The sequence below is a fragment of the Sporosarcina sp. Y352 genome (assembly GCF_056786535.1).
This window is the reverse complement of the sequence record NZ_JBXCJE010000011.1, coordinates 96,458-120,560: the sequence shown is the minus strand read 5'-3', so window position 1 is coordinate 120,560 and position 24,103 is coordinate 96,458. Positions and strand designations below refer to the sequence as shown.

The following is a 24,103-nucleotide window of genomic DNA, read 5'->3' as shown; positions in this document are numbered from 1 at the left end:
TTGAATTCACACTTCAATAACACTAGATTTAGTTTAGGTTAGTTTTAATATTCTGTCAACTATCCATTTAGTCATCTTACTCAATAGAAAAGAGGCGTCACATTGGATAAAACAATCGGTGAAAAAATAAAGTCATTACGAAAAGATAAAAGGCTAACACTAAAAAGTATTGCAGATAAAACCGGTCTTTCCATCAGTTTCCTTTCCCAAGTTGAACGAATGAAATCATCATTAACACTCGAATCACTAAAAAAAATATCGGAAGTATTACAAGTAAATCCAAGCTACTTTTTCTCAAACGATACGGATCAGCAGCCAAGCCCTAAAGTGATTCGTGGGATTGACAGTAATGAACAATTGACGGTCAATCAATTTTTCTATAAGGACCTGTCAGGTAATCGATCCAATCTAGGGTTCAATCCGATTTTAGTTATTCTGAATCCGGGCGAAAACAAAGGTAGCCCGTTATCACATTTCGGAAATGAATTTCTCTATGTTTTAGACGGTATTCTCACTGTTCAAATTAATGAGGAAGAATATCAATTGAACAAAAATGACTCTATCATTATCGAGGCAAGTAATCCTCACTATTGGTTAAATCTTTCTGATGCCCCAGTTAGGTTTCTATGTATTTCATCAGTTTAAAAGGCTGTATTTATCGCGTTAAATACTAAAAGCACCTCATTTAAGCACACTTTTTCAAGTGCGTCTAATTCAGGTGCTCACTATTTAATAAGGTTATACACTACCCTACTACCAGAATTCGCAATCACGTTTTTACGGGCCAGTCCTCATTGACACAAATCGTAAATTATCCGCATTTTTGCTTTCCATTCTCTTTACTCGTTGCCCTTCCCTGTCACTTCAACATGCCGCCATCCACTTCCAAAACAGTTCCGTTGATGAAATCAGATTCATCAGATGCTAAAAACAGATAGGCATTCGCCACGTCCGTGGGTGTTCCCATTCTATTATAAGGAGTCATCATTTTAATCTGTTCCATTACTTTCACTGGAATTGTATCAATCATATCCGTCTCTATGAAACCGGGAGCAACCGCATTGACATTAATCCCTTTCCGACCAAATTCCTTTGCCCACGTTCTTGTCATGCCGATAATGCCAGCTTTTGCGGCAGAATAGTTCGTCTGGCCAACATTTCCGCCTATCCCTGCAATGGAAGATGTATTAATGATTTTTCCTTTTCCCTCCGCCAGCATTGTTGGAAGAAAGGCTTGCGTACAATTAAATACACCTGTTAGATTTACGTCAATTACCTTTTGAAAATCTGCCGCCTCAAGCTTTAGCATCATGGCATCTCTAGTAATACCCGCGTTATTAATAAGGATGTCCACTTTACCGAACTGCTCAATGACTTTTGCTGCCATCTCCTTCACTATTTCACTATTGGCAACATCCGCCTGAAAGAATGCAGCTTCGATTCCTTCGCCGTGCAGCTGTTGCGCTTTTAATTCTCCAGCCTCTTTATCAAAATCAACGATGGCAATCTGCGCTCCATGTTTGCCGAAAAGTGAAGCGGCAACAGCTCCAATTCCATTCGCACCGCCTGTTATGACAACAATTTTATCTCGTAATCGCATACATTTGACCTACCCTCATTTAAATTGTGATTGATTATTTCCATTGTTCCAATTTTAACATAGTTATTGGACAGCACGAATTTTTTCTAACAAAAAACAGGTATCCTCAATTGGAATACCTGTTTCAGCTTATTTATTTACGAGATCTTCTACCGCTTTTTCAATGGCTGTTCCTTGAATTGAATGATGGGTCGCTTGCCAGACTGCTTCTCCGTCTTTCAGCAGAAACAGTTGCGGAGATGCATGTGCCACTCCGAGATTACTTTCAATTTCATTGGAAACAGGACGACTTTCACTAACTTTCAGAAAGTATTTCGGTGCGTCTGTTGTAACAGTTTCAAACTGACTGTAGGCAGCAGCACTGATTGGACATGTCGTACTGTGTTTTAAAACGAGTAAAGGCCCTTCTTTTGATTGTTCCAATACGTCGTTCCACTCACCTACTGTTGTTAATTCCTTCATGAATAACCACTCCTTCTCTATCATTTGTTTTCCCTATGGAGTCTACCTTAAACACTTGTTCATCTGCAAATGTTAAGAACGGGAGCAAGTGAAGTAATCTGTCGAGCTCTTTTTCCTTCACGTCGTTCATACATGAAATCTGAAGCCAATTTCGTTGACGTAAATATTCACTTTCATAATGCACGTTAAAGCCGTTCAAAAACAAATTATCTCCAAGCCGTATTGCCGATAAACCTTTCGGCAAAACAATTGTAACAATTGCAGCAGCTGCGGATTCCTCCGACGCCAGGATTGTGAATCCAGCTCCTTCAACCGCTCTTCTAACTTTTTGTGCACGGTTTGAAATTGCCGTGAAAACTTCCTCCGGGAGCTGAAATTTCCGTAAAGCTGCATCCAGTGCGGAGAACAGATTAGACGACTGGGAATAAGGAATTCCAGATGCATCTGCGTATGCGCCCAAATCAAGGTAACGCGGCAAGCTATCCCTCTTGGTGATTATCTCGTTATGGAAAACGAACGACAGACCCGTATAACTCAATAGCCCTTTTCCGCTGACTCCTGAAGCATATGCGACTCCTGATAAATCGACAGGTGTTGTCCCAATTGCACTCACACAGTCGACTGCAAGTGTGATGTTGTAGAGTGAACAGTATTTATTCATTAAATCCAAATCGTTCAGCACACCCGTGGACGTTTCACAATGCACAAGCCATAACCAATTGTATTGACCGGATTGCAATGCATGGTCGATTTCATCCCCATCAAAAGAACAGCCCCACTCGGTTTCGATTGTGTCGAACGCCATACCAAAGCGCTTTGCATGATCTGATAACCTTGAGCCAAACTCTCCATTAACCAATATAAGGCCCTTGCCGTCGTGCATACTTAACTGTGCCGCCACTACATCATTCGCAAGTGTACCTGTTCCTTGAAAGAGCTGAACATACTTTGCGCCTGTCAAAGTCGTCAGCCTCTCTTTCACGCGGTTCAATATCATTTCAAACGCCGTAGAACGATGCGAAAAGGGTTCAGTCATCATTGCTTTTCTCACATCTTCAGTAATGGTCGCAGGACCTGGTAGTAAATTGATGAGCGGTTTCAAAATCCTTCCTGCAATCCCAGCGTCGAATGTTTCTTTTGTTAAATACATCGGCTGGAAAGCAGCTTCCTTTGTTCCTGTTAATTGAGCAAACGGCAAAAATCCTAGTTGACCATAGAGTTTCTGTTCCCGCACCGTCCCCGATATAAGTGCGGCGTCATAACCTGCTTTAAGGCAATATTGAACAAGCGCCTGCGTAAGACCAAGGAAAGCTCGACCATTCCGATAGTTACGCTCAATCGCCAGAAGTCTGATTTCAACAGGATTACTTGCTTCAAACGGTAAATGATCTTCCACTATCCCGATTTTTCCGTCAAGCGAGAAAGGCCGCTTACTGCGCACCGCAATCATCCCGATAACTTGTGTTTTTTTCTTACAAATAATATATGTATTCTCATCATGAAACTTATCAATCAGTTGATGTTTTTCATTTCGTTCATGCTGAGGGATTTCCTCTGCAAATGTCCGATAATTCAAATCGTGAATCTGTTCAAATTCCGAATGCGTTTCCGCAACTTTGTAGATGAAAGTCATTCTCTCAACTCTTTTCCGGCATAAGTTTCTGTTTCAAGTCATCCCGATGTGTGAATAAAAGAAGTGTGGACAGCAAACAGGCGGCGATGAAAACAGGCATTGTATATGGAAATAATAGCACTAAAACAGGCATGAGTAAGACTCCACCCATTCCTGCAAGTGTGAAGCTTTTCAATAAAGGATACAAGACAAGGAAAACTCCCACGAAAGCTGAAAATAGAAACACGTCGAAAGCCAGCATACCGCCAATGTAAGTGGACACGCCCATCCCGCCACGAAACTTAAAGATGACTGGAAACACATGTCCTAAAGTTACGGCGAAAAGCACCAGTAGTGCTATGAACGCATCAAAACCGAGCGATTTAGCAACGATAACAGCCAGTGCACCTTTTAATGCATCTCCAATAAAGGTCGCAATGAAAGCTTTCTTACCTAAAATCCGCCCTGCATTGCGAGCTCCGGGATTCCCACTGCCTTCTGTCCTAATGTTTTTCTTATAAAAGAAGCGACTTATGATGGAGCCTGTCAACACATTGCCTAGCAAGTACGAACCAACAAATAAAAGAAGTAGTGTCATAATACATCCTTTTTGGAAATGATAGTTTTTAATAGTGTAGCATCTTTCCAGATTAATGATATAGTCTGCAAAACAGCAGACGCTGTATTTTCTACGTGGACATGATATACAATTGGGAAAACGAAAGGAGTGCATGTAATGCGCGAACTCCAACTCCGATTATTTTCTGCATTCATCCTAGTACTCGGTTTCGGTATCGCTTTTGGATATATCGCAACCGCCATCAGCAACGAATCGATTGCACATTTTGACACTTCCATTATTGAATACATTCAGGGACTGGAAGCTCCTTGGCTAACAACGATGATGATTGGGTTTACGTGGAGCGGATCCTCTTTTCTCGTTATGCCACTTGCGCTCATTGCGTTTCTCTATTTTTACTTTGTGAAACACCGCAAACACCAAGCAACCTTGTTCATAGTCGTTATTTTTCTGACACCTCTCTTGAATTTTCTACTAAAAGTTTATTTCAAACGGGACCGCCCTGAAATCTACCGTATCATGGACGCAATTGGTTTCAGCTTTCCAAGCGGGCATACGATGATGGCATTTAGTGTCTATGCGATCGTTGCGTATATTGTCAGTCGTAATATGCAAACCGCATGGAATCATGTGTTGCTGTTCTTATTCGCCGCCTTCATGATTAGTATGATTGGGATCAGTCGAATCTATCTCGGTGTCCATTATCCAAGCGATGTCGTCGGCGGAATTGCGGCGAGTGCTTTATGGGTTACAGTCGCAATCTCAGTTTATGCCTATTTCCAACACAAACATGGGAAAAAAATAAGCATGTTTCGCGTCGATGAGTGATGGGAAACGCTCTTGTTTCGATGTGTATGAGTATATTCTTTGCCCATGTATTACAAGCGCTTCAGTGCTTCATCCTCACTGAGTGTTTTTGGTACAAGTCCGCCAAGTTCAATATACGTTGTACGACCATTCACTATTACAATAAAAATGTCCTTCGCCTTCGTAGGTAGGATATGGTCCACCCAACTGTTTTGATTGGAATAGAATTCCTTTATTTCCTTTTCGGCATATAAAGGGACTGGCGCAATGGCTGAAGCACGCAACTCTTCTTCCGCTGCCCGTATTGCTTGAACTTTCGGGTCATTCTGGTCATGAATCTTTTGCAGCAAATCAATTACTTCGCCAAGTCCTATGAATACCACCCCGTAAATTGCAGAGGTTACAACCACACTTCCTAAACTAATAAACCCCATTCCATTTGGAAAGGAATAAGATAGTTGAACCAATAGGAGGAATCCTTGAAGAATACCCCAACTTATCGCAATCAGTCCGACGACTTTCAACACAAAACCGATGAGTGTGCGCCTGACAAATAACTCTTGCATTTCATCAACCCTTTCCTTATCCAAACTATTCTATTAACTATACGAATTGAGTCGTTAAAAGTTTCATATGTAGCTTTGATATAATGGAAGTAACGCAAAATGGGAGTGTTGTTTATGAATTTATTTACCGAACGAGTCATAGGAATTATCCAAGGTATCCCCGTCGGGCACGTCATGACTTATGGACAAGTTGCCGCGGCTGCCGGAAGTCCGCGTGGCGCAAGGCAAGTTGTCCGGGTACTCCACTCGATGAGTGCAAAGTATGAGCTACCTTGGCACCGAATCATCAATGCACAAGGCGGAATTTCTGCACCTGCCGACGTGGAAAGCAAGGGTTTTCACCAACGCGAGTTGCTTGAAATGGAAGGCGTTACATTTAGTGCGGACGGTAAAGTTGATTTGACTGTTTACCGCTGGTTTCCTGATGACGCAGTGGACGGCTGAATAGCAATATTGAGAGAGAGCGGTTCGGTGTGTCCAATATCGATAGAGTTTTAATTCAGAGTGCACATTTTAGATCGCTTGGCGCTTTGGGGATGCCTCTCGCCATGAGCCTGGATTAACGCTTCGCATCCAGTCTCAGGGCTTCGGCTACCCCTTTGCCGCGCCTGCGCTGGAGTTTTCCATTATTGAAAGTGATTTTGAGATGTAGGGACTGAGATTATAATGTGATTACTATTTGATACTAATTTCATTGAAGAAATACGCACTACAAGCTGCAGATTTTATTCCGGATAACGAAATGTGCTTCCCTACATAGAGACCATCCAGCGAAGGCGCGACTTCGTGGTAGCCGGAGCGATAAGACGGAAAGCGTTCTTCTTTCTGGCTTATCGCGGGAGGCATCCACAAAGCGCAGAAGCGGTATTAGCAGAACATCTAATTCTCTCCATTTCTAACATGGACCATCTAGAGAAGGCTCAACTTCGTGGTAGCCGGAGCGATAAGACTGAAAGTGCTCTTCTCTCCGGCTTATCACGGGAGGCATCCACAAAGCGCAAGAGCGGTATTAGCAGGATTTCTAACCCATTCTCTATGTATTGCGACTGTTGTTAAACGTATTCTCTCGGTTTATAATCTATTGATAGTGGGTAAAGTCCTTACATAGTTTACCCCTACAATAAAGTTAAGAAGAGACAGGGGATTGAATGAAGTGTTAAAAGACTTCAAAGAATTTGCATTTAAAGGCAATGTGTTTGACCTTGCCATCGCAGTTGTAATTGGTGCTGCATTCGGAAAAATCGTATCCTCACTCGTAGAACATATTATTACACCATTAATCGGACTAATTTCAGGCGGCATTGACTTCTCCGGATTAAGCTATACTTTCCTCGATACTAAAATTATGTACGGGATGTTCATTCAAACCGTCATCGATTTCCTTATTGTTGCATTTGCTATCTTTATGGTCATTCGTTTGCTTATGAAATTCAAGCGTAAAGAAGAGCCAATCGTTGATGATGCACCAATCGACGCTAAAGAAGCACTTCTAGAGGAAATTCGTGACTTGTTAAAAGAAGGAAAAACACTTTAATATTCAACTAAAAAGAGGGTAATCCCAGCGATGGGATTGCCCCTTTTTTTATTCCGAAAAAAGTAGCTTAGTTACTACATCTGTCATCTCGATTTAATCGACCGTAACAGAAAGACTTTTTACCACAACGGATGGCGAACCGTAGCCGCCTGGCTTGAATTCCAAGTCTGAGCCTGTCTCTTCGATGTCTTTCATATAATCGAAGAAGTTTCCGGCAATTGTCATCTGTTTAACAGCGGATGCAATATGCCCATCTTTAATATAAAAGCCTGTTGCAGCGAGGGAGAAGTCGCCTGAGACTGTACTCGCTCCGGAATGAAGGCCTGACAAGCCTGTGATCAAAACGCCTTCTTGTGTAGATGCAATCATTTCTTCCTTGCTCTTCGTACCTGGTGCAATATACAAATTTTGTGGAGCGACTGTCAGTGTACTTTTGTAGGATGATTTACGTGCATGTCCGGTCGTTTCGACACCATCTTTTTTCGCCGTTTTCCGGTTATGAAGCAATGTTTCTAGTGTCCCATTCGTGACGATTGCACGTTTTTTAGTCGCAACGCCTTCTCCGTCAAAGTTCGAACCGGCAATCGCGTCTGGATGTGTTGGATCATCTAGTAACGTGAAATGAGCAGACGCAATCTGTTCCCCAACTTTCCCGTTTAATAATGACTGACCAATCTGTGTGTTCTCAGCCGAAAAGATTGGTGTGAACGCGGCGAGTAGCGATGCAGATGCATCGTGGCGTAGGATAACCTTGTACTTCTTGGCTGGAATTGATTGTTCCCCCAGATTTGACAGAGCTTCTTCCGCTACTTCTTTCGCAATTGCGTCAGCGTCAAGTTCACTGAAATCACGCGTCATTTTACTAAAGCTTCCCGTTTTCATTTCTTCCCCTTCTTTAACGACTGCTGAAACGAAGATAATGAGTCCATTCTGCTTTTCATTCAACGTTAGGCCTTTGTTGTTCGCCATTACGCGCTCCGCCGAAAACTCTTGCAACGCACAGTAGTTGAGCGTGACAATTCGTGGATCATATGCAAAAACTTTCTTTTCAATTGACTTGATGAGTTCAATCTTTTCAAGTGTGGGTACCTGCGCGAGCGCTTCACTGTAGAAATCATGCGCCCCATACGTTTCACTGCCTTCGAATATGTCTGTTCCGTCGTCTTCATCAAGGATATCCGCATTGGCTTTGGCGCTGTTTATCAAAAATCCGATTGATGCTTCTTCAATTTTTTCTGTATAAGCGTATCCCATTTTACCATTGTAGAGTCCACGTAAACCAAGGCCGCCTTCTTCAGACGTCTCGTAACTGTCAATTTCCCCTTCGAAAATCATGACCTGAAACGACTCGGACTTCTCGTAATAAACTTCAGCTTCTTTAAAACCTGCGTTCATAGCTTCAGCCAACAGTTTCTTTTGAAATTCATTAATCGTCATCAATTACTCCCCCTTTGTCCCGCCGACGGTAATTTCACTGATACGAATCATAGGCTGGCCAACGTTGACCGGCAAACTTCCACTTATTGATCCACACATTCCTGCGCCATGTGCAAGATTATTACCAACCATGTCAACGAGCTGCAGTGTTTTTGCGCCGTTTCCAATTAATGTTGCGCCACGTACTGGTCGGTCAATTTTTCCATTCTTCACTAGATAAGCCTCGGCCACGGCAAAATTATAGTCACCAGTAGCCGGGTTCACTTGGCCACCGCCCATATATTTTGCATAAATACCGTGTTCAGTCGATGCAATAATTTCTTCGGGAGTCGATTTACCTGAAGCAATATAGGTATTCGTCATACGGGATGTCGGACTAAAACGGTATGATTGACGGCGTGAAGAACCTGTCGCTTCGGTATTCATGCGACGCGCATTGAATTTATCGACGAGATAGCCTTTGAGAATGCCGTCTTCAATTAGAACATTCTTTCGCGTCTTTTCACCCTCATCGTCAATATTGAGCGATCCCCACTCATTTGGCAGTGTTCCGTCATCGATGTACGTTACGATATCCGGAGCGACTTTTTCACCAATTCGATTTGCAAAAACGGAATTGTTTTTCGCAACGGCTGTCGCTTCAAGTCCATGCCCACAAGCTTCGTGAAAAATGACCCCACCGAATTCATTGTCAATGATGACAGGAAACTTTCCGCTCGGACATTCATCCGCTTCAAGCATCGTCACCGCAATGCGCGCAGCTTCACCCGCGTAATGAGTAAGGTCAAGGTTTTCGATAAATTCAAAACCGGCATGTGCACCCGGACCGTAGAAACCAGTTTGCAATTCAATACCGTCTGATGCAGTTGCCTGAATAGCAAGCCTGCTATAGACACGTGTGTCTTCAACGAATTTCCCTTCCGAGTTTGCAATGAGAACGTTCTGTTGCTCGTCAATATATCGAAGTTCTACCTGCTTAATGCGTTCATCGTAATTTCTAGCAATTTCATTGGCTTTTTTCATGACTGCCGCTTTCCGTGCATTCTCCACCGTTTGCGGCATTTGGGCAATTTTATGGATTGCTTCAAACGTCTCTTTCTGAAGCGGGTGAATTGTTCCGCTGCCTCCACCTTTGATGGCGAGTGCTGCCCGTTTCGCCGCATTAATTAATCCTTCTTCTGAGAAATCGGTCGTGTACGTATAAATACTCTGCAGACCTGAAAAGATACGTATCCCAATACCGAAGTCTCGGCCAGAAATACTTTTTTCTATCTTTCCACCCTGCAACTCCATTACATTAGACAATTTGTCTTCTATGAACACTTCCGAAAAGTCGCCGCCTGTAGAAAGTGCGGCTTCTAACACGTTTTCAATCGTTGACTGCTTGATCATATTCCCATTCCCCCTTCACTATCTGATTATATCGAATACTCTATGCAATGGTAATGTTTTCATTGGTAATTTAGTAAATTTGTGGACTTTTCATTGTCACAAGACAATAAGAACTTCTGATTCAATCCCTCTTGCTCAACAACCTCGTCACAATTAGTAGCAGTTCAATTGGGATATCATTGCCCACCCATCAACCCAGTGGTATAATAGAGGTAGGATTTATTGTATAAAAGGAGTGATAGCCAATGTTTTTCGTATACATTCTAATCGCACTGTTTACATTTGTAATCGTAGGGAATATCGCTGGTCTCGTTCGTACATTCAGCAACCATAATTAATTACATGCAAAAGCCCTCCGATGATGGAGGGCTTTTTGTTTGGTAATTTAGCATTTCCACGAGAGAACATTCGGGCAAACCTCTGACTATCTCGTTAAAAAAAGAGCGATTAAGCAGTGATATCCCGTTTAATGAACGTCGTATAGCTGATAAACAGGAATATTACAACATACACCGCAAGAACGGCGAGTGAAAATTGCATCGTAATGCCTTCTACAATTTGAAAGTCTGTTTCATGAATCGTCAAATCCATATGTGTGAAGACGATGTATTTCACGACTTCGTATTTTGCTAATAGCATGACCAATGTCGAGCCCATGAAGTAGATGAACAGCGATAGTCCGATTGCAAGTGAGCTAGAACGGAATACGCTACCAATCATGAACGCAAATGTTGCCGTTACGAAAACATTCCCGAATGATAGTAACAACATATAAAGCCCTTTACCCCAAACCGATACTTCTACAACTTCCTTCCCGTTCCAAACAAGTTCTGCACCATTGCCTGATTGGTATAAGAGAAACGCTCCAAGTATGGAAACGATAAATCCGAGTAACATAAGAAAAATGCCAAATAATATGACCGTCGCGTATTTGGACGTTAAGATTTTCCATCTTTTGACGGGGCGGGATAACAGCATCTTTATCGTTCCTTGCGTAAATTCAGATGCAACAATTCCTGCTGCAACAATAACCGTCAGCAAAACAACGATGGCTCCGACGATCGTACTTGAATTCATAATCATACTTTCCCGGCTATTACCGTCTAGCGGTTCGATTGAATTTGCCAAGCGGTATTCAAGAATCTTCTTATTCTTTTCAATTCGCTTTCGGTCGCTTTCTGAAAGGCCCGGACTGCTAAGATCTTGTTCTGCGTAGGTTAATTCGCTCTGTGCATTTGTTTTCCAATCTTGTTCGTCGTAATCATTGACCGAATCAATCCATTTCGTCAGACCGAACATTCCTAAAATCGCCAACACGAGTAGGCCAGTCATAATCCAAGTCGCTTTTTTACTCCATAATTTCATCCATTCATTTTGTATGAGCTTCAGCAATCTGGCCACCTCCAGTCATTTCTAGGAATTGATCTTCCAGTGTTTTGCGATGCGGTTGGACTGCAAACAATTGAATTTCCTGTGCCATCATCTGTTGGATAAGTCCTGGTACCTGCGTTTTTTCTGCATTAATGATAAATCCGCCATTCAGTGGTTCAATTGTAAATCCGCCCGCAATTAGCAAAGCTTCAGCAGTTTCTGTCGGAAATGCTTCAATATAGTAATGAGATTCCTGCTCATTCGACACATCTCGGATATCAACCAGTTTCCCGTTCTGAATGACTGCAATCCGATCACACATAAGTTCAATTTCCGATAGCATATGGCTTGATACAAAAACAGAAACGCCTTCTGTTTCCGCAATTACTTTTAGATGCGTCCGGAACTCGCGAATTCCTGCGGGATCGAGTCCATTTGTCGGCTCGTCGAGAATCAGAAACTTCGGATTGTGTAAAAGTGCCTGTGCCAATCCGAGTCGCTGCCTCATTCCAAGTGAATAGGTTGATACTTTTTCATGAATTCGATTTTGCATTCCTACCTTATTAACGACTTCATTAATCCGCTCTTTTGTCACACCGTCATGCATACGTGCAAAGTGCACTAAGTTTTTGTAACCCGACATGAATTTGTACATTTCCGGATTCTCTACAATGACTCCGACCTTTGATAGGCCTTCTTCAAAATCATCAGCTAGTAATTTACCGTCAATGACGATATCCCCGCCCGATGGCTTCATGAGACCAACAATCATGCGAATTGTCGTCGTTTTCCCAGCTCCGTTTGGTCCGAGGAACCCTGTAATTTGTCCAGGATACAACGATAGACTCAAGTTGTCGATAATCTTTTTTCTACCGATTGTTTTCGATAAATTCTTTAATTCTACTACTGGTTTCATCCCCACATCACCCTTTCTTTTTGAACAGTGACACCATCCATGAGGTGGCATCTTTCCCGTAAGTATTCCGGATTTCGTCAACCGCTTCATGCGCGATTATACGTCCCCCTCTTAGTACTACGATTTCATCGAGCAATGGTTCCACTTCTTTTATTTCATGTGTCGACATTATAATGGTTTGGCGCTCAGTATCAGTGAAACGAATCAGGCCTTTCGCGATGTCATCACGCACCATCGGATCGAGACCGGAGAAGGGTTCGTCCAACAAATAGTAATCTGCTTCACGTCCAAGCGTCACCGCAATTTTGACACGTCCCCGGTTCCCTTTGGACAAATGTTTTATTTTAGAATCGAGTGAAAGGTTTAAAAATTGCGCAATCTCCTTTGCTTTCACCAAGTTAAAATCGGTAAACTGCGACTCGTAATATTCGATGAGTTGACCCACAGTGAAATACGGATAGAACAGGTCCGTGTCCGGCATATAAGCGATAGTGGATGCCACCCTTCGCTTAATGTGACTTCCGTTTAACACAGCACTTCCGGAATCAGGTGTCACTAATCCGGCAATCAGTTTCAACAGCGTTGTTTTTCCGCTTCCATTCTCTCCAACAAGCCCGATTATTTTTCCTTGCGGCAGGGAAAGTGTAAGACCGTCAAGCGCTTTTCGTCTGCCATACTTTTTCGATATATTTCTTAGTTCAATCATCTTTTCCACTCCTTTCCTGTAGGTGCTGTAGCATTTCTGAGGTCGTAAAACCAAGTGCTTCAACATTTTGAATGAATGACGCCACAAGCTGTTCCTTCATTTCATTACGCAGCATGGCTATTTTCACTTCATCTTCCGTGACGAAAGATCCTTGCCCTCTCTTCGTTTCGGTGATTTCCATTTGCTCCAGCTCCTTATAGACGCGCTGCATCGTATTGGCATTCACACCAGCTTCAATGGCATACTCACGAACAGACGGCAATTTCTCCCCTGGCTTCAACGTTCTTCGGATGATATCTCCCGTAATCAGGTCGATGAGCTGTTGGTAAATCGGTTTGTCTGGAAGAAAATTAATGCCCATTGTTACAACCTCACTTTCTTTTCGAATAACATGGACCCGAAAACGAAATAGAATACCGTCAGCAAAACGTATAATACAATACTGCCGATTGTTAAAATCGTTCCGCTTGGGACAATGTAATTGTTAAACATTAGTAGATTCATCTCCTGAATCGAGCCATACATTGGCCCCATATCCTTGACCGTTTGGAATGCCTCCGTGAACCAGATAAATCCCCATCCAATAATCCAAATGTTGACCAAGATAATGATGACAACAATCGAGAACAAGCCTATCCGTGAACGAAACACCTGGTAAATCGACCAGAAGAAAAACACGAGTGCCATGCCATAGAGGGCGTTCAACATAATGACAGCGCCCACACTAAGCAATATAAGCAGATTGTCTACAACGGACACCGTTCCACTGTCCGCGTAATAAGTAATTCCAGCAATCATCCCGCACAATACGAGCGAACAGCCTACCGTCAAGCTAATTAGTAAAAATTTTGCACCCACCAGCTGCCACATCGACGCTGGGGAATGAAGCCAAATAGCCAGATGTCCCATTTCCTTTCCAAGACTATCAAATAGCAAGGTTACCGCCATAACCAAGTGGAGTATGAAACAAAGTCCAATCATCGGTTGAAGAGAAGCGAAAAGATCCTCTGGCAATCCAAAAACCAGGTGATCCACACCCCAGAATAGGATTAGACTATTGATAAAAATATAGAAAATAAGTCTCCATCTCATCTGTACCCATTCTTTTAGCACTAACCCTCTCCATCTTTTCATAGGCTTTACAACCTCACTTTCTTTTCAAACAGAACAGCTGCTACGATGAACAAAGCGACTGTACAAAAAACATTGAATAGAATTTCACCTGAGTAAAATAGTGTCTCCATATGCTCAATGTAAATGAACTCCACATTAAGTGACGGATTTTTGAGTTTCATGACATCAATAGGTCCAATCGACACCAGCTTCTGATAAAATTCCGAAAGAGTGATTAGACTATAGATTCGGGTTGAAACGAAGAACAAAATGATAGTAGCCACTATTGAATATCCCTTTAAGAAGGGTTTCATAAGACGATCAATGACCCAGAAGAAAAATCCGACACTCATGAAAATGATTGAAACCACAAAAACCAGTACGATGAAAATACTTCCGAAGAAAAACAAATCGTTGAATGTAATTGTTGCAGATTTGAATAATGCGTATTGTATAGCAAGAACGACTGTAGGAATTAGCAGTCCTACTGCCCCAATAAAGGATGCCAACAATGCTTTTGCTCCAACCAGTTTATAAATAGATGCTGTCGAATGAAGCCATACATCTGGACGCTTCATGTCCCTTTCCAGCATCGTAAACAATGCAGTTACGGGAGCTAATGCACTTGCAATCGCCCATAGAAAACAGATAACAAGCGCAACTTCAAAAATATGTACTTCTAATCCCAAAAATCTGGTTATCAATAACGGAAAAAAGGACATGACAAGGGTTCCGAACAATGCACTAACGAGTAACGCCCATTTCATCGTTATCCACTCTTTTTTCACTAACCCATTCCACTGCTTCATAAGCTTTCCTCCTTAATGTATCGGTGTATTAGTTACATAGTACACTATATGCAATATGGTGTAAAGATATTCGTTTGATTAATGAGATAATTTGATAATCAAAAATTTTATCACGTCTGTTGATTAAATAAAAATAACCAGTAAATAACTTGAACAAACACTGGGCTCTATTTATAGAAATGCTATTGCATCGCTTTGAATTGAACGACTTCTATATCATTATCGAAATGTCTTGATAAATAGGGATGCGACAGGCTAATAATCACAACAGGAAGCCGAAATTAGTCCAAAGAAAATGGCGATTTTCAAGCCCTAGTCACCGGTGTTTAATGTAAATAAGTAATTATGAAATTGATAATGATAAGAAAAATTGAATGGTTTCAATAAAGTCAATAGGAATTACTTATGCTTGGTAGTCCAAAATGAGGAATGGTGCCGCGGTTAAATGAGGGCTATACTGAAGGTACAACGTTCAAAGGAGTGATGAATCATGAGTTCGTTTCTAACAGGCATTGATCATATCCAAATTGCAGCGCCACCCGGTTCTGAGGATGCAGCTCGGACGTTTTATGGAGACCTTCTTGGCATGCAGGAAATCCCAAAACCGGAAAACTTGAAGGCACGCGGCGGTTGCTGGTTCCAGTGTGGTTCACACGAAGTGCACATCGGCATTCAGCAGGACTTCATCCCTGCCAAAAAAGCGCACCCCGGTTTTACAGTGAATGCACTTGATCAGTTAAAATCGCGATTGGAAGAAGCTAGTTACATCATTAGCGAAGAGCCCCCAATCGAAGGCCGTTCTCGCTTTTTCACACAGGATCCTTTTGGCAATCGGCTTGAATTTTTGGCTTTCGCATGAACCATGCAGCAGTTGTTCGAAAACTGCTCCATTATACGGCGGGATGCATTACCTGCATCCCGCTGCTTTAAGAGTAAAGATTTTTTTGCTTGCCATGACAGGCTGCCGAACGCTACTAATCCCCCGCGGACTAGCCGTCACGCTTCAATAATCGCCTTTTCCTGCACATCCAATTGTTCCAACTCATGGATCATTTCATCCCGCTTTCTTGCAAGTCTGTCCTGTACTTTGCGAACGTCTTGTAACACAGCATTTAAATTGCTTTTCGCATCTGTAATGCGCGAATGAACCATCCAGTCTGAAAATATATTATCAAAAAACAGATCGGTAAATGTGAAAATATCCTTTTTATTTACTATGAATGATTCAGTCGCAGCATTCTGAACGTCCATCAATTCTGTTTCATAATGGCGAAGTGCACGTTGCGCGCGGTGGACGAGGTCGTCGGAACTGTTAATTTCGGAATACTTGAGCGCTGATACAATCAAACCGCCGCCAAGAAACGTGTCCCAAACCGACATACCTTCCGCCGATCCAAGCTCATCCAGCGCCGCATCAAGTGCAAGGCTAGCTTTTTGACCAGCGTCGCTTGCTTCGTCGATTTCGCGGCACAGCGAACGCACCCTTACCCGGTCATCTGCAATTTTTTGCAGTGTACTGTTTGCAACGGAATCATTGTGCCGAATCCATGTCTCCTTTTCCTTGATAAAATCTGCCCAGTCTTCATCTATATAAGAGAAAGTTGGATTTTTCATCTCTTCACGCAGTTGTTTGGCTTCCGCCTCTAAATCTATCACTACTTTTTCAGCCTCATTGTATTGCAATTCAGCCTCAGCAGCTTCTGAAATTTCCTTTTCCATTTTTTCATCCCATGTGCCCGTCCACTCACTAATTTTATTCATGAAAGAGAACTTCCCAAGTTTCACGACGTCACGCTGCTCTTTTGTCAGCTGTTCTCGAAACTTATCACGCATTCCAATTGCTTCTGATAGTTGCGACTCAGTCCCTTCCAACCGCCGTTTGATCCGATTGCGTTGCGTCCGTGTCATTGCTAGCACCAATTGCCGTTCACGTAGATCTGTTCTCACCAAAACCACCCCTTTCTTTGTTATACGGAAATCTGAGGGGGAAGTTTCATTCTCTCGCAATAAACTGTCCACATGTGCATAATTAATATTTTTTCACTATTACAACTTATCCACAACCAAGTACTTGGTTTTGATCAATGTTTATCCACAATCAAAGGGATATGATGGAAGTGGAGGTGTACCCTTTTATGAAAAAACAACTAACAATTGTACTTATTCTTATATCTCTTCTCACCGCCTGCGGAAATGAATCTACCATTTCTACATTGTCTTACCCAGTTCCTGACCAAGAGATGCATGCATCCGAAGAAGGGTTATCACTTACGCTTGAAGAAGATGCTTTCCTGGGATCACCATCTGTTATCAAGACAGTCGTACAAAATGCCACTTCATCCGACTATCAATTGGGTGAGTTTTTCATATTGAATTAAATAAAGATGGCCAGTGGTTTGTCATTACGTATTCAGATGCCGTGTTCTTAAAGAATCCGTCCTTCAAAGACTATGGAAATGTATTGTCATCCGGAAGCAAAGCACGCCAGACTTTTTCGGTCGACGCGCTCGGTGTGACACTGATCCCAGGTGAATACCGTCTTGTGAAAACATTTTTATCGCTTGGTGAGCCGTTGTACGAGTTATCTGTCGCTGTACCATTTACTGTGGAATGAAAAAAACCTGAACAAAGCAAATGAGCTTTATTCAGGTTTATTTTATTTAGCCCCAGACTTCTTTCGCTACGTCTACAATGAATTTCAATTTCTCCCATTGCTGTTCTTCTGTCAGTTTGTTTCCGTGATGCGTTGATGCAAATCCGCATTGTGGGCTCAAGCACAGCTGTTCAAGTGGCACGTATTGCGCCGCTTCTTGAATGCGCGCGATAACCGCATCTTTGTCTTCTACTTCTCCATTTTTCGATGTAACAACACCAAGCACGACTTTTGCTCCACCATTTGGAACATGATCCAATGGTTTAAAGTCTCCTGAACGTTCATCATCATATTCCAAGAAGAAGCCATCTACTTTTTCTTTTGCAAGGAGTGTTGGCGCAATCAGTGCGTAGCTTCCTTCAAACGCCCACGTTGATTGGTAGTTTCCGCGGCATAAGTGTGTTGTTACGACTAAGTCTTCCGGCTTGTCTTCTAACACACCGTTAATGACGCGCAGTGCCAAGTCGATTAATTGTTCTCTTGAATAGGTTCCGTCATTGAACGGGATTTCCGGTGCAGATAGCCCGGCAATATAGACATCATCCAACTGTAAGTAGCGTACACCCGCTTCGTAAAATGCTTTCAAAGCATCTTTGTATGCTTGAATAACATCGTTTGCAAATTCTTCAACGTCAGGGTAAATGTCACTATTACGTATTCCAATATTAAAGAGTTGATTTGGGCTCGGAATCGTTTGTTTCACAACGGCACGGCCGCCAACGATTTCATTAAGCTCAACAAAGTCTTGAATGAATGGATGATTGGGGTTAAATGAAATCTTACCTGTGTTGCGAACGTCGTATTTTTCAGTTTCAACCCCGTCAAATGTGTAACCCTTCTCAGGTACAAATCCTTCAATTCCATTCAGATGCTCCAAGAAGTCTAAATGCCACCATGTACGTCTAAATTCACCATCTGTTACAAGTTCCAAACCAATTTCAATTTGCTTATCAACCACCCGTTTAATTTCCTGTGTTTCTACTTCTCGTAATTGTTGTGCAGTAATTGTGCCTTCTTTAAAGTCTTTGCGCGCTTTATGCAAGTTATCCGGTCGTAGTAAACTTCCAACATGGTCCGCTCTGAATGGTGCTTTCGTTAGTGTTGTCGCTTGATTTGTCATAGTAAATTCCCTCTTTCTGTTTTTTAGTGGATTTTGATTTTATTAGAACAGGACGCGAATGGGCGAACTCTTTTTCTTTTCTTACGGCAGTATCGCGTATGAGCGGGTTATTTTTCTTTTCTTTCGGCAGTACCGCGTATGAGCGGGTTATTTTTCTTTTCTTACGACAGTTCCGCGTATGAGCGGGTTATTTCCCTTCTCTTTCGGCAGTCGCGCGTATGAGCGGACTGGAAACCCGGATGCTTTTTCTGGCTTCGGAACGATGTTAAAAACGACTGAGTCTTTTGAGGGCACTTTATCTAAGTTTGTTGATAACTCAATTTAATTGGTGGATTTTTCAAAAACATAATAATTCTCCCTTCATTTTTTGAAGGTAACTTTGGTCTCCAGAAAGAACAAAAAACCCCTTCTAAATTTATAGAAGAGGTTTTGGCGAATTCGCTATTTGCTCTTCTCATCTCCAAGCAGTAAGCATTACACTTACGCTTCTGGAATTAGCACAGTACTTAAAAAGTCTGTTGCTGAGGTATCATCGGGCCAGTCCCTACACCTCTCTGGATAAGAAAGTTACGTATTTAGTTGTTAACCAGTACAATACGCGACTTCAAATAGAATGTCAATACAGAATATATAAAATATTTTAGTTATGTCTGTTCTTTGACAAGTTAGGCAAACAAAAAAGACACCCCAACCGGAGTGGCCCCTCAAACCATTGACGCCAAAAGTGCATAAACCCGTTTCATCTCTTCTTGCATCATCCACTGATCAACCGCGAGCCATCTGCAATGGATTGCATTTCCTTCAAGCCTTGTCATACCGGCTTTCAAACCTTCTTCCACCCGTAGTGTTTCCTGTAATGAACGGATATCTATGTCCTTAGCTTTAGGAGTTACTAGCCAGATCGAACCCACATACATTGCGTCTCCCAGTACACCAATACCAGTTAAGTCAACTTCTTTCGGTGAAAAATGCAGTGAATCAAAGGCGATCAGTTCGTCTTCAACGAAAATCTTAAAGTTTGATTTCAATGATTCATAGTCAAAAATTTCACCGCGCTTTTCGCGACCCGGGGCGAGGATTTCTCCCCATAATACCGTTGAATCAGCGGCTAGCCTAAGTGTCGTGTCGACTTGGAACTTCGCATCAGCGAATGGAATAATGACTTCAGGCATCCATTCCAGACGCGCTCGTTCGGCGAGCTGGACATCGATTGTCAACACACAAGTATCCCCTGTATGGGACGGATAGATTTTCAAAGCTGACTGCTGAATCAGCCTCGCGCTGCTGTCTGGTGCAATTTTTACCGTAATGTCATTTCGATCCCCTGCAACCATCCCGCCAGACGATTCCATTATGTAAACCGTCGCTGTCGGGTCTTTCCCATCGTAAAGTTCGCGGCTTGCCTTCAAAGGAGGCTGCTGGTAAACATGAGGCATCCGTGTATAGCCCCTTCTAAACTCGAACTCTACATCTAGTTTTCCGTGATGGATGGAGCGGGTCGGATTAAGCATTTGAACCAGCGGATTCCGCGCCTTCCAACAGCATATTGTGCTTAATCCAAGCAACGACCTTGTCTACATTTTTCTGTGTTCGCACATCCGTGAAAATGTACGGACGTCCGTTGCGCATTTTTTTCGTATCGCTATCCATCAGGTCAAGATCGACCCCGACGTACGGAGCAAGATCCGTTTTGTTGATCAACAAAAGATCAGAACGCGTTAAAGCAGGTCCGCCTTTTCTCGGAATATCCTGGCCTTCTGCGACGTCAATTACATAGATATAGCCGTCGACAAGTTCCGGACTAAACGTTGCAGATAGATTATCGCCGCCACTTTCCACAAATATAATATCAAGATCATCAAAACGAGATTTCAGCTCATCGATTGCCGCAAAGTTCATGGAAGCATCTTCACGGATTGCCGTATGCGGGCAACCTCCTGTTTCAACGCCCAAAATACGGTCTTCTTCAAGTACTCCGCTTTTAATTAAAAACTGTGCATCTTCACGTGTGTAAATATCGTTCGTAATGACAGCCACATTATAATCGTTATGCATTGCACGTGTCAGTTGGTCAACGAGCGACGTTTTGCCCGATCCAACCGGTCCACCGATGCCTATACGTACTGGTTTCATAAAAAAAACTCCTCCTAAAAAAATCAAGAAATAAACATCCTCGAGAATAAATATTCATGCTTCATTGAAGCTAGTTCGATGCCTAGCGCATTGTTGCTTATATCATCAATCGTCAGTGTCGACACCAATTCAGCCGCTTCCGTCACAGGACCAATCAGCCCGTAGGTCGTCTGGACACCGGCAGTTTGTCCGAATGGTACTGCACGGACTGCATTTTGGACGAGTCCGTTAAGCGATGCGAATAAATAGGTCATGACGGCATGTTGCGCACTGACGCCTGTTGTTGCACTGTAAATGCCATATAAAATGGAATAATGCCCTTTAATCTCTTTCGAATCAATGCGGTCTTTCCATTCAGCCAGGAACTTGTCCGTTCCGAGCGGAGCCACCGTTTTAATAAACTGTCTGCCAAGATTAATACTCGCATCACGTGATTCCTTCGCAAGCTTCATGGCCCCGCATAATTGCTCCAAATAAAGAAGTTGCTCAACATCCTTTTCCTCTGCTGCTGCATACGCTTCTTTGATCAAGATTGCATCACCGCGAACCAGGTTATGAAATAGAAACGATGTACAATAAGCGATTAAATCCTCTTTCGTCCGGATTAAATCCTCTTGTATATACGTTTCCATTCCATAGGTCTGCGTGTAGGATCCGATTGGAAAAGCGGAGTCATGGATTTGGAATAACCGTAAAAGTGCAGAATCAGTGAGAGTGTCCGCGGTATTTGAAGGGCTGTTTGAATCTTCTTTCCGTTGTTTCATAGGAAACACCTACTTCATCTAGCAACTTATTTAACGTATGGTCTGCACGCACAATAATTTCGTTTTCATCAATTAAACAAGGGGTATGACGGTTGCCGAGTTCGAATGCAGCTTTACCCATTTCCGTCATGTCTTTCGGGCTGATAACAATGACCGGCTCCATTTTCGTCCGGATTGCAATGCGGCGCTCAGCATCTTCAAAAAGGAGGTCGCCGTATTGAAGCGGTTCTTCCTGATTAAGTTTTAGCGCAATATCTGTCCCATGATCGGTTTCTGTACGGAGTATGCGCTTGCTCAACTCTTCCCAGTCAAGTTCAACCCATTCCGTTTTTTTACCGGCAATTTCTTCTTCTCTACCCACGTTGCCGATTAACTTTTCGATTAACACTTTACATCCTCCTTTAAAATCCAATCACGCCTCGGTGTGATTGCTTCGCTGAATGAAGTTAAAATAGGAAATAGCGCTGTGCCATCGGGAGAACGCTTACAGGTTCACACGTAGCCAAAACACCGTCAATTTTCACTTCATATGTTTCCGGATTGACGTCAATTTCAGGCGTTTCACTATTATGCTTCATATCTGCTTTGCTAATAGAACGGCAGTTTTTCACCGTACCGATCATTCGTTTCAAACCAAGTTGTTCCGGCAGTCCTTCTTCCACGGCAATTTTAGGTAGGAAAGTCATTCCCGCGTTTTGCGGACCCTGACCTTGAAAACCGTACATACGGCGCCCCATCATAGGTTGTGGTGTAGGAATGGATGCGTTCGGATCTCCCGTCATTGCGTAAACGGCGATTCCACCTTTAATAACAACCTCTGCTTTCACCCCAAAAAATGCTGGATCCCAGAGGATAATATCCGCCAGTTTTCCTTCTTCAAGCGAACCGACTTCATGACTAATTCCGTGGGCAATCGCCGGGTTAATGTTCAACTTTGAAATATAACGCTTTACACGGTAGTTATCATTATCTTTTCCTTCATCTTGAGGGAGAGGTCCGCGCTGCTGTTTCATTTTATTCGCCGTTTGAAATGTTCGGATTGTCACTTCTCCAACACGGCCCATCGCCTGTGAGTCGGATGACATCATGCTAAGAATACCCATGTCCTGCATAATGTCCTCCGCTGCAATCGTCTCGGGACGAATACGCGAATCTGCGAATGCCACATCTTCTGGCACGTCATGTTTCAAATGGTGACAAACCATCAGCATGTCCAAGTGTTCATCGATTGTATTCGTTGTAAATGGTTTTGTCGGATTTGTTGACGCAGGCAAGATGTTCGGCAATGCAGCCATCTTCAGCTGATCGGGTGCATGCCCGCCGCCTGCTCCTTCTGTATGGAAAACGTGGATGACGCGGCCCGCAATCGCATCGATTGTATCTTCAACGAAGCCCGCTTCATTGAGGGTATCGGAGTGAAGTGCAACTTGGATGTCATAGTCGTCTGCAACCATTAAACTCTGATCCAGCGCGGATGGTGTCGCACCCCAATCTTCATGGATTTTCAGGCCTATTGCACCCGCACGTATCTGTTCTACCAAAGGTTCGTGCGTCGATGCACTACCCTTTCCAAGCAAACCGACATTGACGGGTAAACCTTCAACCGCTTGCAACATCCTGTGAAGATGCCACTTTCCTGGCGTCACACTAGTTGCTTTTGAGCCGGCTGCAGGACCTGTTCCTCCACCAATGAATGTTGTTGTCCCAGCATTAAGTGCAGTATCTACCTGTTGAGGACTGATAAAGTGAATATGTGTGTCAATCGCCCCAGCTGTTGCAATCAAGCCTTCGCCTGCATAAACTTCAGTTCCAACACCGATAATCATGTCCTGATCCACGCCATCCATTGTATGTGGATTCCCTGCTTTTCCGACGCCGACAATACGTCCGTTTTTCATGCCAATATCCGCTTTCACTATACCCGTGTAATCAATAATCATGACGTTTGTTATCACAGTATCAAGAACACCTTCATCAGATGTATTTTTACCATTTTGACCCATTGAAACTCGTAATGACTTTCCGCCTCCAAAAATACCTTCGTCGCCGTATGTTGTATAATCCTTTTCAATTTCAATCCATAGATCCGTATCAGCAAGACGTACTTTATCGCCTACCGTCGGACCGTACATTTTTGCATATTGCTCGTGCGTTAACTTCAATGACCTTCAGCTCCTTTATAACCGCCCTCGGATGCCTTCTCTATAATTTCATCCTTATTATGCGTAGAACCTTCCGTCAGTTTATTCAAACCGAATACTTGACGTTTGCCTCCGAATTCAACCAGATCTACTTTTTTTTCTTCACCCGGTTCAAATCGAACCGCAGTGCCTGAGGGTATATTTAAATGCATACCGACTGCCTGTTGACGATCAAACTCTAAAAATTTATTTACTTCGATGAAATGGAAATGGGAACCGACTTGAATCGGTCGGTCACCTGTATTCGCAACACGAACTGTTGACACATCTCGCCCAAAGTTAATGTCAATCAAACCTTCTGACGGTCTAATTTCTCCTGGTTTCATA

The 24,103-nt window shown here is 42.9% G+C and carries 28 protein-coding genes and 1 riboswitch; of the genes, 7 read left to right on the top strand and 21 right to left on the bottom strand.

Annotated elements, in window-relative coordinates:
• Positions 1-102: 102 nt before the first annotated feature.
• On the top strand, positions 103-645 hold the full coding sequence (locus tag AC1TO6_RS16505) for a helix-turn-helix domain-containing protein (protein WP_482102716.1): 543 nt from the start codon (positions 103-105) through the stop codon (positions 643-645).
• A 214-nt stretch (positions 646-859) separates the two neighbouring features.
• Here the strand turns inward: AC1TO6_RS16505 and fabG are convergent, their stop codons facing one another.
• From fabG to AC1TO6_RS16485, 4 genes are all read right to left on the bottom strand, one after another.
• Positions 860-1,600: a 3-oxoacyl-ACP reductase FabG gene (gene fabG / locus AC1TO6_RS16500; RefSeq protein WP_482102715.1), complete on the bottom strand. Its 741-nt coding sequence runs from the start codon at positions 1,598-1,600 to the stop codon at positions 860-862.
• 129 nt (positions 1,601-1,729) lie between these two features.
• Positions 1,730-2,062 (bottom strand): bacillithiol system redox-active protein YtxJ, encoded by a 333-nt coding sequence (gene ytxJ, locus AC1TO6_RS16495; RefSeq protein WP_482102714.1) that lies wholly within the window; start codon positions 2,060-2,062, stop codon positions 1,730-1,732.
• Complete coding sequence (locus tag AC1TO6_RS16490) at positions 2,037-3,695, bottom strand: aminotransferase class V-fold PLP-dependent enzyme (RefSeq protein ID WP_482102713.1); 1,659 nt, start codon at positions 3,693-3,695, stop codon at positions 2,037-2,039. Before AC1TO6_RS16490 ends, ytxJ begins: the two co-directional genes overlap by 26 nt.
• 4 nt (positions 3,696-3,699) lie before the next feature.
• Entirely contained in the window at positions 3,700-4,272 is a 573-nt protein-coding gene (locus AC1TO6_RS16485; RefSeq protein WP_482102712.1) for a glycerol-3-phosphate acyltransferase, read from the bottom strand.
• Between the two features lie 138 nt (positions 4,273-4,410).
• On the opposite strand from AC1TO6_RS16485, the gene AC1TO6_RS16480 reads away from it, so the two are divergent.
• On the top strand, positions 4,411-5,082 hold the full coding sequence (locus AC1TO6_RS16480) for a phosphatase PAP2 family protein (RefSeq protein ID WP_482102711.1): 672 nt from the start codon (positions 4,411-4,413) through the stop codon (positions 5,080-5,082).
• A 50-nt stretch (positions 5,083-5,132) separates the two neighbouring features.
• On the opposite strand, the gene AC1TO6_RS16475 is transcribed toward AC1TO6_RS16480, so the two are convergent.
• On the bottom strand, positions 5,133-5,627 hold the full coding sequence (locus AC1TO6_RS16475; RefSeq protein WP_482102710.1) for a hypothetical protein: 495 nt from the start codon (positions 5,625-5,627) through the stop codon (positions 5,133-5,135).
• Between the two features lie 114 nt (positions 5,628-5,741).
• On the opposite strand from AC1TO6_RS16475, the gene AC1TO6_RS16470 reads away from it, so the two are divergent.
• Both AC1TO6_RS16470 and mscL read left to right on the top strand, forming a co-directional pair.
• Positions 5,742-6,071, top strand: coding sequence for an MGMT family protein (locus AC1TO6_RS16470; RefSeq protein ID WP_482102709.1), 330 nt, complete (start codon positions 5,742-5,744; stop codon positions 6,069-6,071).
• A gap of 709 nt (positions 6,072-6,780) precedes the next feature.
• Positions 6,781-7,161 carry a large conductance mechanosensitive channel protein MscL gene (gene mscL, locus AC1TO6_RS16465; RefSeq protein ID WP_482102731.1) on the top strand — a complete coding sequence of 127 codons (381 nt, stop codon included), beginning with the start codon at positions 6,781-6,783 and terminating at the stop codon, positions 7,159-7,161.
• A 93-nt stretch (positions 7,162-7,254) separates the two neighbouring features.
• Here mscL and AC1TO6_RS16460 read toward each other — a convergent pair whose 3' ends face one another.
• The 8 genes from AC1TO6_RS16460 to AC1TO6_RS16425 all read right to left on the bottom strand — a co-directional run bounded on the left by AC1TO6_RS16460 (position 7,255) and on the right by AC1TO6_RS16425 (position 14,905).
• A complete protein-coding gene (locus tag AC1TO6_RS16460) occupies positions 7,255-8,598 on the bottom strand; it encodes a TldD/PmbA family protein (protein WP_482102708.1) in 1,344 nt (447 codons plus the stop codon).
• A gap of 3 nt (positions 8,599-8,601) precedes the next feature.
• Positions 8,602-9,990: a TldD/PmbA family protein gene (locus AC1TO6_RS16455; protein WP_482102707.1), complete on the bottom strand. Its 1,389-nt coding sequence runs from the start codon at positions 9,988-9,990 to the stop codon at positions 8,602-8,604.
• Positions 9,991-10,437: 447 nt separating this feature from the next.
• Complete coding sequence (locus AC1TO6_RS16450; RefSeq protein WP_482102706.1) at positions 10,438-11,391, bottom strand: ABC transporter permease; 954 nt, start codon at positions 11,389-11,391, stop codon at positions 10,438-10,440.
• Positions 11,360-12,277 (bottom strand): ABC transporter ATP-binding protein, encoded by a 918-nt coding sequence (locus AC1TO6_RS16445; protein ID WP_482102705.1) that lies wholly within the window; start codon positions 12,275-12,277, stop codon positions 11,360-11,362. Before AC1TO6_RS16445 ends, AC1TO6_RS16450 begins: the two co-directional genes overlap by 32 nt.
• A gap of 7 nt (positions 12,278-12,284) precedes the next feature.
• Positions 12,285-12,983 (bottom strand): ABC transporter ATP-binding protein, encoded by a 699-nt coding sequence (locus tag AC1TO6_RS16440; protein WP_482102704.1) that lies wholly within the window; start codon positions 12,981-12,983, stop codon positions 12,285-12,287.
• Entirely contained in the window at positions 12,976-13,344 is a 369-nt protein-coding gene (locus AC1TO6_RS16435) for a GntR family transcriptional regulator (protein ID WP_482102703.1), read from the bottom strand. Before AC1TO6_RS16435 ends, AC1TO6_RS16440 begins: the two co-directional genes overlap by 8 nt.
• A 2-nt stretch (positions 13,345-13,346) precedes the next feature.
• Entirely contained in the window at positions 13,347-14,117 is a 771-nt protein-coding gene (locus AC1TO6_RS16430) for a hypothetical protein (protein ID WP_482102702.1), read from the bottom strand.
• A gap of 5 nt (positions 14,118-14,122) precedes the next feature.
• Entirely contained in the window at positions 14,123-14,905 is a 783-nt protein-coding gene (locus AC1TO6_RS16425) for a hypothetical protein (RefSeq protein ID WP_482102701.1), read from the bottom strand.
• A gap of 490 nt (positions 14,906-15,395) precedes the next feature.
• On the opposite strand from AC1TO6_RS16425, the gene AC1TO6_RS16420 reads away from it, so the two are divergent.
• Entirely contained in the window at positions 15,396-15,764 is a 369-nt protein-coding gene (locus AC1TO6_RS16420; RefSeq protein WP_482102700.1) for a VOC family protein, read from the top strand.
• Positions 15,765-15,901: 137 nt separating this feature from the next.
• Here the strand turns inward: AC1TO6_RS16420 and AC1TO6_RS16415 are convergent, their stop codons facing one another.
• The gene (locus AC1TO6_RS16415; RefSeq protein ID WP_482102699.1) at positions 15,902-16,852 is read right to left on the bottom strand and encodes a hypothetical protein; all 951 of its coding nucleotides are present in this window, start codon (positions 16,850-16,852) and stop codon (positions 15,902-15,904) included.
• 188 nt (positions 16,853-17,040) lie between these two features.
• On the opposite strand from AC1TO6_RS16415, the gene AC1TO6_RS16410 reads away from it, so the two are divergent.
• A complete protein-coding gene (locus AC1TO6_RS16410; RefSeq protein WP_482102698.1) occupies positions 17,041-17,283 on the top strand; it encodes a hypothetical protein in 243 nt (80 codons plus the stop codon).
• A 41-nt stretch (positions 17,284-17,324) separates the two neighbouring features.
• Positions 17,325-17,519, top strand: a complete 195-nt coding sequence (locus AC1TO6_RS16405) for a hypothetical protein (RefSeq protein ID WP_482102697.1) — start codon at positions 17,325-17,327, stop codon at positions 17,517-17,519.
• Positions 17,520-17,565: 46 nt separating this feature from the next.
• Here the strand turns inward: AC1TO6_RS16405 and AC1TO6_RS16400 are convergent, their stop codons facing one another.
• The 7 genes from AC1TO6_RS16400 to AC1TO6_RS16370 all read right to left on the bottom strand — a co-directional run bounded on the left by AC1TO6_RS16400 (position 17,566) and on the right by AC1TO6_RS16370 (position 24,102).
• Positions 17,566-18,678 carry a 5-methyltetrahydropteroyltriglutamate--homocysteine S-methyltransferase gene (locus tag AC1TO6_RS16400; protein WP_482102696.1) on the bottom strand — a complete coding sequence of 371 codons (1,113 nt, stop codon included), beginning with the start codon at positions 18,676-18,678 and terminating at the stop codon, positions 17,566-17,568.
• A 451-nt stretch (positions 18,679-19,129) separates the two neighbouring features.
• A riboswitch (SAM riboswitch) is annotated at positions 19,130-19,243 on the bottom strand.
• Positions 19,244-19,382: 139 nt separating this feature from the next.
• Positions 19,383-20,114 carry an urease accessory protein UreD gene (locus tag AC1TO6_RS16395; protein ID WP_482102695.1) on the bottom strand — a complete coding sequence of 244 codons (732 nt, stop codon included), beginning with the start codon at positions 20,112-20,114 and terminating at the stop codon, positions 19,383-19,385.
• Between the two features lie 67 nt (positions 20,115-20,181).
• Positions 20,182-20,811: an urease accessory protein UreG gene (gene ureG / locus AC1TO6_RS16390; protein ID WP_482102694.1), complete on the bottom strand. Its 630-nt coding sequence runs from the start codon at positions 20,809-20,811 to the stop codon at positions 20,182-20,184.
• A 23-nt stretch (positions 20,812-20,834) separates the two neighbouring features.
• Positions 20,835-21,575, bottom strand: coding sequence for an urease accessory protein UreF (locus AC1TO6_RS16385; RefSeq protein WP_482102693.1), 741 nt, complete (start codon positions 21,573-21,575; stop codon positions 20,835-20,837).
• On the bottom strand, positions 21,517-21,963 hold the full coding sequence (locus tag AC1TO6_RS16380; RefSeq protein ID WP_482102692.1) for an urease accessory protein UreE: 447 nt from the start codon (positions 21,961-21,963) through the stop codon (positions 21,517-21,519). Before AC1TO6_RS16380 ends, AC1TO6_RS16385 begins: the two co-directional genes overlap by 59 nt.
• Before the next feature lie 58 nt (positions 21,964-22,021).
• Positions 22,022-23,737 (bottom strand): urease subunit alpha, encoded by a 1,716-nt coding sequence (gene ureC / locus AC1TO6_RS16375; RefSeq protein WP_482102691.1) that lies wholly within the window; start codon positions 23,735-23,737, stop codon positions 22,022-22,024.
• On the bottom strand, positions 23,734-24,102 hold the full coding sequence (locus AC1TO6_RS16370) for an urease subunit beta (protein ID WP_482102690.1): 369 nt from the start codon (positions 24,100-24,102) through the stop codon (positions 23,734-23,736). Before AC1TO6_RS16370 ends, ureC begins: the two co-directional genes overlap by 4 nt.
• Position 24,103 lies beyond the last annotated feature (1 nt).